At 70.4% G+C, this 10331-nt stretch carries 6 protein-coding genes and 1 tRNA gene; 4 read left to right on the top strand and 3 right to left on the bottom strand.

The window, feature by feature from the left end; genetic code table 11:
- Positions 1–1537: 1537 nt before the first annotated feature.
- Entirely contained in the window at positions 1538–2065 is a 528-nt protein-coding gene (locus tag ABZV06_RS25130; RefSeq protein ID WP_355624591.1) for a DUF6036 family nucleotidyltransferase, read from the bottom strand.
- Positions 2062–2448 (bottom strand): hypothetical protein, encoded by a 387-nt coding sequence (locus ABZV06_RS25125; RefSeq protein ID WP_355624589.1) that lies wholly within the window; start codon positions 2446–2448, stop codon positions 2062–2064. Before ABZV06_RS25125 ends, ABZV06_RS25130 begins: the two co-directional genes overlap by 4 nt.
- Positions 2449–2837: 389 nt before the next feature.
- Between ABZV06_RS25125 and ABZV06_RS25120 the strand changes: the two genes are divergently transcribed.
- Positions 2838–3218, top strand: a complete 381-nt coding sequence (locus ABZV06_RS25120) for a zinc ribbon domain-containing protein (protein ID WP_355624587.1) — start codon at positions 2838–2840, stop codon at positions 3216–3218.
- A 60-nt stretch (positions 3219–3278) separates the two neighbouring features.
- On the opposite strand, the gene ABZV06_RS25115 is transcribed toward ABZV06_RS25120, so the two are convergent.
- Positions 3279–3362, bottom strand: a tRNA-Leu gene (locus tag ABZV06_RS25115).
- A gap of 208 nt (positions 3363–3570) precedes the next feature.
- Here ABZV06_RS25115 and ABZV06_RS25110 point away from each other — a divergent pair.
- The 3 genes from ABZV06_RS25110 (at position 3571) to ABZV06_RS25100 (ending at position 10317) form a co-directional block, all read left to right on the top strand.
- On the top strand, positions 3571–6432 hold the full coding sequence (locus ABZV06_RS25110) for a tetratricopeptide repeat protein (protein WP_355624585.1): 2862 nt from the start codon (positions 3571–3573) through the stop codon (positions 6430–6432).
- Positions 6433–6669: 237 nt separating this feature from the next.
- Positions 6670–9294: a fibronectin type III domain-containing protein gene (locus tag ABZV06_RS25105; protein WP_355624583.1), complete on the top strand. Its 2625-nt coding sequence runs from the start codon at positions 6670–6672 to the stop codon at positions 9292–9294.
- Between the two features lie 27 nt (positions 9295–9321).
- Positions 9322–10317: a MoxR family ATPase gene (locus ABZV06_RS25100; RefSeq protein WP_355246890.1), complete on the top strand. Its 996-nt coding sequence runs from the start codon at positions 9322–9324 to the stop codon at positions 10315–10317.
- Positions 10318–10331 lie beyond the last annotated feature (14 nt).

Raw genomic sequence — 10331 nt, 5'->3', positions numbered from 1 at the left:
GCACTCGATCCATACCCGTCTACCGACCGAATCACCCTCATCGATCGGACCGGCTGTGCGACACACCCGCCCAACCCACAAACCAAACGCGCTCTCAGTCGTCAGTAATTGGATAGCCCAGACACAGGCCGAACGGACCCGAGCCGAAACGGAGCTGCACGCAGGGAACTCCGCCGCACCACGCCGGATGACCCAGGCAGAGATCACCACGCTGGTCGAGGCCCTTGGAAACAAGGTCACCGTGCTCCGCGACGCGGACCCCGCCGACAAAACCGAGGTCTACCGCCAGTTGGGCCTACGGCTGACATACCACCCGGAAGCGCAAACGGTGCACGCTGAAACCGATCTCAGCGCGCACCGTGGGCCTATGGGTTGTGTCCGAGGGGGGATTCGAACTCTTGTACGTATCACCTGTGCTCCACTAGGAGTGCACATGCTTATAGATTACGTCACGGTCAGGGTTGACTCAACCTCGCACGCTCATTACCGCGCGTAAGCATGAATCGCAGCTAGGACGCGTCGGGTCCGACGCTTGCCAGCCAACTCGCTCGGCCATCGACTGACCGAAATGAACGTGCAGCCATCAAGCGGGAGCCCTCCGTCGTGGGTCCTGGTGAGTTTCAGTCCGTCGGCGTTGACGGCAACCCGCATCGCTCGCGTCCCTCGCTAGTGAGTACACGAGTTTCACCGCCTTCGTCGAACTCTCAAATTCACCACAACCTCGCGCAGCGCCAGAGAATCCAGCGCCGATCAGCGCGATGCAACGCGGCGCTTCTGCAACGCGCGGATCTGCGCTCGCACCGCCACGGCGAAGGTCTGGATCCGGTTGAGTCACCCGACCGCTGCGGTAGACAGTCACGGCGACGCCAGTACCATGACAAATCACCCCTCTTGACCCTGCGCACTCCGATCGATACTTTCCGTGCATGACTCCACATGCGTTGCCCCTGAGTAGAGGGGACCGCGATCGGGCCTCGGGCAGCATCCGCTCAAGGCTCCCCCGCGCATCAGCCCTGAAGCGTTACAGCGAATGCAGTGGCAGAACCCCTCTGGACGCCGATCGGTGCCGGGAGCGTCCGTCACGGGAGGTCGCCCCCCTTGGCCCACTGTGACGTCTGTTGTCTGCGTCTGAAGCTCACGAAGATCAAGACTTTGCCGAAGCATTACGGTGAAGAGACGTACGGCTTGTTCAGCTACGGCGCCCAGAAGGAATGCAATGGCTCGGGAACGACTCGTCACACTGCGGATCGTGATATTCCAAGGCAGTGCAGGCGCCCACGCAGTCGTCAGATCTGTCCATCCTGCCGTCGCACGTCTCTGACGCTGAACAGGAACGGCAGATTCCCGAAGCACCTCTCCCCCGACGGCACCAGCTGTTCCATGTCCGAGGCGAACAACCGCAGATAGGATTCTGAGCAAGCGCCGCGCGTGACGGTGACGTTTCACGCGCTCTCGGCGGACAGGTGAGAATCCTGCTCAGAGGCCTGAGCCAGAGGAAGTGATCAGGTTGACCGCCGTGCTGCGATGTGATTCCGAATTATCCGAAAAGTTCGCGGATAACTCCCATTGCTCGTGGCGAGATCGCTTCGTCGGGGTAAAAGTCGGCGCACAGACGTTTAGCGTCGTCCACCGTCGTTACCTTGGCCAGCGCCGCCAGGGCGCGGAGGTCGTCCACGTCGCGGGTTCGCGCCGCGAGCGCTTTCATCGCGAAGATGTGCTCCGGGGAGGCGGCCATCACGCGCAGGCCAGGGTGGTCGAAGACGCGCCGCTTGCCCGGGTCGTCCTTGCCGGATACATACACGCTGGCCTGCTCGTTGAGCCACCACGGCGGTAGGCCCAGTTCGTCGGCCACTGCACGCGCCTCATCGAGGACGACTCCGTGCGGGACGAACATCGCGTCGACGTCCCTGGTCACCCGTTTGGCGTCGTAGGCGAGCGCCATCGCGGCACCACCCACAATGAAGATGTCGGCGACGACTCCGCGGCGGGTAAGCCGGTCGCCCAGGTGAGTGAACGCGCGTTCGAGTTCCGCGCGCCCCATGAGGACGCCGTCTGATCCGCTCACGCCGCAGCCAAGTCGTGCACGGACAGGTACACACCATGCTTCCGGAATGCCGCCGGTGCCCAGGCCAGGGCGTCGGCCCGGTGGATGGCCAGTTCGGCCGGAAACCATGCCCGGCGCAGCACACGCGCGTCAACCCACCCGGGCGGGGCAAGATCTGCCTGAGCTAGCAGGTGCTCCGCGAGCGCGGCAAGCAGCGCGTCCCACCGTGGGTCCCCGGTCAGCCCGGGCTCATCGGTTAACAGGTCGATCCTGGTGTCGGCGGGTTCCCAGCGGTACTCCTCCAGAAACTCCCATACGAGCTTCCAGCGAGTCTGGTCGGTGTCCGCGGATGCCAGATGGGTGGCCAACCTGGCCAGACTCATCGGTTCGTAGCTGGTACCCATCGGGCAAGCCTCACCTTCGAGCCGACGGCTTCATCCGATGCAAAGACTATCGCGGCGCCGCCCCGCGAACACCGAAGAGGTGAGGTGGCGACGGGTGCCCGATTTGGGGCCGCGCCTCTGCTCGGACCGATCACTCCTGCTGCGCGCACGGCATCACCCTTGTGATCTTGGTTGAAGGCAGCGCAGTCTGTAACGTTGCCTGTCAACTAACACACGGTGCATGCGAGCGTGACTCTCAGTCAGGATGCGATCGAGAAGACGACGAAGTTGGTCTAGTTTCTCGCTGAAGTGACAGCCGCAGTCGAACGGGACCCAGTGTGTGACATTCTGGAAGACCCGGACGCGCCTGATCCCCTCATCTGGCTCGATGCCCTACCGCGGGGCGTTCAGTGGATGGCTACGTAGTCAGTGAGCAGGACTTCGTCGCCACCCAGACCATCCGCTCCCACCGCAGCGCCCACGACGGCACCACCCGCCGCTACCTGTTCACCGGCCTACTGCGCTGCGGACCATGCGGCCGAAGATTGGAATCCCACTGGATCAACCAACGCCCCGGCTACCGATGCCGCCACGGCCACACCAGCACCCAACAGCCCACCGACCGCCGACCGCCGACGCAAGATCCTCTACCTCAAGGGAAGACCACATCATCGCCAGACTCACCGACCATCCCCGCCTCCCCGGCGGCATCCAGACTCCACATGACCTGGTCGCACTCCTGCACAAGAGAAAGATCACCATCGTCTGCGACCAGGAGCATTGCACACTAACCACGGAAAGATCCGCGCAGGTCAACCTGCGCGGATCATGATCAATATGTGGTAATGATGTGTCCGAGGGGGGACTTGAACCCCCACGCCCTATACGGGCACTAGCACCTCAAGCTAGCGCGTCTGCCATTCCGCCACCCGGACTTGCTCGTCCAGCCTACCTCGCCGACCCAGATGATCTTGCATCCGAAGGCCGGCCCAGCGGGCCGCACGGGGAGTTACTCTACACGGCGCTCGTGGATCATGCACATCACCCTCCCGCCGCTGCTCACGCCACCACCCAGGGTCACCACGGCCAGCTTGAGGGCAGGCCCGGGTAGCGTCGGCGGCCCCGTGACGGCAGCATTGCCCTGTGTCCCAACCCTCTCCTCTGGCTCCCGTACAGCAACGGGCCCTTGCGCTGCGCGCGGCGGGTGACCACGACGCCGCCCGGCAGTTGCTCGCGGACGCTGTCGGGTCCGCCCGTCCGCCGTACGGCGAGGACCACCCCGAGACGTTGCACACCGCGCACCTGCTGGCCCGCCTGCACCGCGAGGCGGACGACCCGCTCGCCGCCCGCCGGGTGCTCGAGGAGGCCTTCGCGGCGGGCGAGCGGCGCTGGGACCATTCCGAGCCGACGATGCTCGCGCTCGCCTTCGAACTGGCGGAGGTCGCCGAGGAACTGGGTAACAGGCACGAGGCCCGCCGCAACTACACCCGGGTCGCCAGCGCCGGGCCCGCCGTGCTCGGCGAGCATCACCCCGCCGTACGCGCCGCCCGTGCGTACCTCGGCGAGGCCAGCCCCGCTCCGCAGCGGTCGCCCGTTGGGCCGTCGACCCCCACCTCCGACGCCTCGCCGATCGACTCCGGGGCCCGGTCGGCGCTGTCCGGCCCGACGCTGTCCCTGGCGACCCTGGCCGCGATGCGACCGGCCGCCGGCGGCCAGCCGACCCCCGCGTCACCCTGGGCGCCGCAGCCTCCCCCGGCCCCGACCGGTCCGACGCCGCCCGCGGCCGCCGTCCCTCCTGTGCCTGCCACACCGCCGATGCCTGCCACACCGCCGGTGCCGCCGCGCCAGCGAGTCGAGCAGCCGGCGCCATCGCCCCGGCCGGCGGCCGTGCCAGCACCCCGGGCCGCCGTCCAGCCCACGCCGCACGTCCGGCAACAGCCTCCCCCCGCGCCGCCGCGTCAGCGCACGGACCACGAGCCGATGCGACCGGCCGCCAACCCGCCGCAGACACCGCCGACCACCACGCCGCACACCAGCTCCGCACCGCACCGCACCGTGCACCGGCATAGCGCGCCGTCCATAGGCGCACCACCCGCCGACGCGCACCGGCTCACCGCGCCGACCCCCGCCGCGCCGCCCACCAGCCCGACGCCGGCGCCGCGGTGGGACAACCCCACGATTCAGGTACGACAGATCGAGCCCCTTCTGGCCGAGGAGGCGGCTCGGATCGCAGCGGCCGGAGCGAGCGGCGCAGCCGTCCCGGTGGAGGGACCGACCCCGACGGCGTCCGGTCCGGCGGCCAGTCCCACGCACCCCGTGCTCGGCCCGACGCCCGGGGCGCCGCCGCAGCCGATCTCCGGACCGCCGCTGCCTTCGGCGCCACCCTCCGGGCCAGCCATGCAGCCGAGACGCCCGGTGTCCGCTCCACCCGGCTACGACCACCCCGTCTCCGGACCACCCGCCCGATCCCACCCGGTATCCGGGCCTCCCGCCAACCCCGTATCGGGACCGCCAGGTCAGGCATTCCCGGTATCCCGACCTGCCGCCAACCCCGTGTCCGGCCCGCCGGCCCAGGCGATCCCCGTGTCCCGACCTACCGCCAACCCCGCGTCCGGCCCGCCGGCCCAGGCGATCCCCGTGTCCGGCCCGCCGCATCCCGTCTCCGGACCACCAGCCCAGGCGTTCCCCGTCTCCGGACCACCGGCACAGGCGTTCCCCGTCTCCGGCCCGCCGCACCCCGTCTCCGGCCCACCGGCACAGGCATTCCCCGTGTCCGGACCGCCCGGCCTGCCCGTGTCGGCACCACCCGGGCAGAGCCAGCCCGTATCCGGACCGCCCGGCTACCCCTCCCCCGTGTCCGCACCGCCCGGCCACAGTCAGCCGGTGTCGGCGCCTCCGGTCAGCGCACCGCCGTGGGGACTGACCGCCCCGCCTTGGAGCAGCAGCGCGCCGCCACAACCGATGCCAACGTCCGGCGGTGCCGCCGTGGAGCCGACGGACACACGGACCACACCGGTCGCCGAGACCGCGGCGGGTCCGGGGGCCATCGTGGACGGGCAGGCGACCCTGAGCGGGCCGGCGAGCGTGTCCGAGACGCCCGTGCCGGGCAGCGAGAGCACTGCCGCGCGATCGGCCGTGCACAGCGAGCCGTCGGGGTTCGCCTCCGCGTCGACGGAGGTGTTCCCGGCCGTCGGGCCGGAAACCCCCCGGCCCGGAAGAGCTGACCCCGGCGAGCCGGTTATGGCGGCAGCCGGCTCCACCTGGGGACCGGGCCTCGGCCCGGCCGCTACGACGTCCACCACCCCGGTTTCGGGCGGGCACGACGGTCCACCACCGGTCGGGAGTGGATACGGCAACCCGGCGACGGTCGCGGGTGGACCGGGCAATCCTGCGTCGACCCCGGTGGACGACCTGATGCCGGGGCCGGTCGCGCCGTACCGACCGCTGGTCGCGCCCGTGTATCCGCCCGCTCAGCAGTACCCGGGGCAGCATGCCCCGCCGAGCCACGAGGTGTACCCGGGCCAGTACTACGCGCCGGAGGCGTACACCGACGGAGGTGGCTCGACGGGCCGCAACCGGGCGACGGTGATCGGCGCGGCGGTGGCCGCGGGGGTTGCCCTGGTCGCGGTCGCCGGGCTGGGTGCGGTGGTGTTGAGCCGCGACGACACGCCGCCTCCGCCGTCCGGTACGCCCGTGACGGCGGCGCCGGCGGCGACCGGTCCCCCTCCCGGTGACCTGAAGCTCCGCGACGACGTCGTGACGATCACGCTGAGCTGGACGGACCCGTCCGGCGGCGCGGTGCCGTTCATGGTCGCGGGTGGGCGGGCCGGCTCGGCGCTCGGTGTGATGGCCACCGTGGAGCCGGGGCGGACCAGCCACACGGTCAACGGGCTCAGCTCTCGGGTGGACTACTGCTTCACGGTGCTGGCCGTCTACTCCACCGACAGCTTCGCCACCTCGGGTCAGGTCTGCACGGACCGCGAGCGGTCCACGCCGCCGAGCTGACCGTCACGGGAGCACTGTCGCGCGGACGACGCGAACGGTCCACGCTTTCGCGCTGGCCGACGTCGGATTGACGATTGTGGAGCTGAGCTGGGCGTCCACCGCGCACGCTCGGTATCCACAGGGGTGACGGTGCGGGTTCCCCCGTTCCCGGCCGGGCCATATGATGGCACCCGGCTCAGGGGAGGGGTCGCCGCGAGGCGTACGCCACCTGCCACGACTCAGGGAAGGCAGCCGGCTGTGGCCAGCATCGACGACGCCGAGCGGACCGACGCCCCCCGTTCCCGGTCCCGACTGCGCGGCGGGCTGGTGACGGTCGGCACGGTCACCGCGCTGCTGGCCGCCATGGGGCTGACCGTCCTGGGGTTGGGCGCGGCGGACAACGCGGTGGCCAACTACGACGCGAGTTCCTGGCTGTGGAGCGGGGTGCGCAGCGAGCTGGCCCGGGTCAACGGGGTGACGGCCCGGGTGGACACCCGCACCGAGATTCCGGGTGCCCGTCGGCACCCGATGCAGGTCGCCCAGACCGATCGGCTGCTGATCCTGCGGGACCTGCAGACCGGGCAGATCAGTTCACTGGATCTGGCGACGTTGCAGCTCACGGCGACCACGCCGACCACGCCCGGTCTGGGTGTGAGCGTGGCCCTGCACGAGGACGCGGCGTTCGTCGTCGACGCGGTGCAGGGCATCGTGCGGCAGCTCGACCCCCGGTCGTTGAGCCCGGTGGGTGAGCCGGTGCGCTATCCGCCGGGCATCACCGGCGGCGCGTTCGACGGTGAGGGCCGGCTCTGGATCGCGGTGCCCAGCGAGGGCACGGTCTCGGCGGTCACCGCCGCGAAGCTGCCGTCCGTGCCGGCCTCGGCCGCGCCCGCCGGCGCTGGGATCAGCCCGGAGCGGGTCGAGACGTACGACGTCGCCGACCCCAGCCACGATCTGGGGGTCTCCACCCTGGACGACGGCGTGGCGATCCTGGACCGGACGGCAGGCCGGCTTCTGCGGGTGCAGCGCGGCGAGGTACGTCCGACGCCGTTGACGCTGCCCGGCCCGGCGGCGTTGCCGGCCCGCACCTCCGGACCGCGGGTGCCGGTGACGGTGCCCGCCGAGCGGCGCGTGCTGGTGGTGGGTGACGTCGGTGAAGAGCGGGCGTTCACGGTGCCGGGCGACGGCGACCGGCTGAGCCCGGCGGTGGCGTGGGCCGACCGGTTCTACTGTGCCGACGAGACCACCGGCACCATCTACTCCTTCGACGCGGGCGGCCAGTTGGTCGACACCATCAAGGGCAAGGCGAACGGCCCGTTGGAGATGGAGGTCCGCGAGAACCACCTCTTCATCAACTCGCCCGACTCGGCGACGGCCCGGGTGGTGGACGACAAGCACCAGGTCCGCGAGGTCGACAAGTACGCCAACGACGTGTTGGGCGGCGACCCGCCGCCGGCGCCCCCGCCGCCGCCCCCGCCGAAGAAGCCCCGGGTGAGCAAGCCGAGCGCGCCGCGCAGCGTCACGGCAGCCGCCGGCAACGCCCAGGCCCGGGTGAGTTGGCGGCCCGCCGCCGCGAACGGCGCGGAGATCATCAAGTACGTCGTAGAGGGTGCCGGCCAGCGCCTGGAGGTGGGCGCCAACCAGCGTTCGGTGGAGGTCAAGGGGCTGACCAACGGCGAGACGTACCGTTTCGCGGTGCACGCCGTGAACGCCAAGGGGGACGGGCCGCCGCGCAGCAGCAACCCGGTCACCCCGACCGCCGCGGTGCCCGATCCGCCGGCCAGCATCACGGCGCAGGAGCGGCCGGACGGCACGGTGGTGGTGAAGTGGCCGGCCGCGAACGCGCAGGGCAACAAGATCGTCAAGTACGCGGTGACGGCCACGTCGGCGGGGACGAACGCGCCGGCCGGCGAGTCGACGAAGACCGAGCTGGTGGTGCCGGCCGGTGAGTTGGAGTTCGGCACCCAGTACGCGTTCACCGTCGTGGCGGTCAACGACAAGGGCGCTGGCTCGGCGGCGTCGCCGGTCAGCAACACGGTGGTGCCGTTCGCGGCACCGGGTCGGCCGCTCGACCTGCAGGCCGGCACGGTCGCCGACCAGCCGGGCGCGGTCACGGTGCAGTGGTCGCCGGCGGAGGCGAACGGCCGGCCGGTGACGAAGTACCAGGTGGACGTCGGTGGCCGGACCAGCGAGGTCACCGAGACGCGCACCACCGTCACCGGGCTGGGCAACGGCCAGAACGTCACGGTGAAGGTGAAGGCGGTCAACGAGGCCGGACCGGGTCCGGAGGCCACCGCCACGGCCCGTACGGTCGCGGCGCCCCGGGTCACGGTCACCGGTTCGTCGGCGACGGCCACGTCGGCGACCGTCACGTTCACCGTGGACGCGGGCGGCGGCAGGGCCACCTGCTCGCTGAGCACGTCGGGTGAGCCGGCGAAGGCCGGGGCGTGTTCCAGCATCACGATGTCGGGTCTGACGCCGGGGACGGCGTACACGTTCACGGTGACGGCGACCAACGCCGCCGGCAAGGGCACCGCGCAGCGGGCGGACAGCACCGAGCCGCTGTACGGGATCGCGACGTGCAACAACGGTCCGGACGGTGACCAGCGGACGTACTGCAACAAGGAGGTCGACGGCCGCAACGGCAACGAGATCTTCTCGGTGACCCGGCAGGACAACGACAAACAGGAGGGCTGGGCGAAGCCCGGCACTCGTCTGAAGGCGTACTGCAAGAAGTCCGGTGAGGACGTCGACTCCTGGATCTACAACGACCAGAAGCGCAGCACCTGGTGGGTGCAGGTCGAGTACAGCGGGAAGAACTACATCCCGTGGGCCTGGCTCAACCTGGAGGGCGGCGACAACATCAACGTCCTGCCCACCTGCTGAACCACCAGCCGAGGAGCACCGCCGACCGTGAACACCCACGAGCCGCTCACCCAGCCGGAGGTGCAGGGCTTCGCCGCCCTGGCCGCCCGGTTGGCCGAGAACGTCAACGCGGTGGTGCTCGGCAAGCCGCAGGTGGTGCGGCTGGCGCTGACGGCGCTGTTCGCCCAGGGGCACGTGCTGCTGGAGGACGTGCCGGGGGTCGGTAAGACGACCCTGGCGCGGGCCATCGCCGCGACCGTCAAGGGTCAGTGGCGACGTATCCAGTTCACGCCCGACCTGCTGCCCTCGGACGTGTCCGGCGTGACGATCTTCAACCAGGCGAGCAGGGAGTTCGAGTTCCATCCGGGCCCGGTGTTCGCCAACATCGTGATCGCCGACGAGATCAACCGGGCGTCGCCGAAGACCCAGTCGGCGCTGCTGGAGGTGATGGAGGAGCACACCGTCACCGTGGACGGGGTCCGGCATCCGGTGCCGGCGCCGTTCCTCGTGGTCGCGACGCAGAACCCGGTGGAGATGGACGGCACCTACCGGCTGCCCGAGGCGCAGCTCGACCGTTTCCTGGTGAAGCTGTCCGTCGGCTACCCGGACGAGGCGGTCGAGGTGGAGGTGCTGCGCGGGGCGACGGTCCGCTCCCCCGAGGCGCTCGCCCCGATCACCGACACGGCGACCGTCGGGGAGATGGTCCGGATGGCGCGGCGGGTGCACATCGCCGAGCCGCTCTACGCGTACGCGGTCCGGCTGGCCGCCGCGACCCGTACCCATCCGCAGGTACGCGTCGGGGTCAGCCCTCGGGGTGTGATCGCGTTGACGCGGGCGGCGTGTGCGTACGCGCTGATCGACGGGCGGGGCTGGATCATGCCGGAGGACCTGAAGGCGCTCGTCGAACCGGTGTTCGCGCACCGGCTGCTGTTGACCCCGGACGCGCAGGTGCGCGGGGTGACCGCCGCGGAGGTGCTGCGCCAGGCCGTCGCCTCGGTGCCGGTGCCGCTGCCGTCGGGGCAGCCCGCCCCGGTGCAGGGCTGACCGGCGGCAACGCC

The organism is Micromonospora sp. NPDC005172 (assembly GCF_040608555.1).
GTDB lineage: Bacteria > Actinomycetota > Actinomycetes > Mycobacteriales > Micromonosporaceae > Micromonospora.
This window is presented reverse-complemented; position numbering and strand designations above follow the sequence as displayed.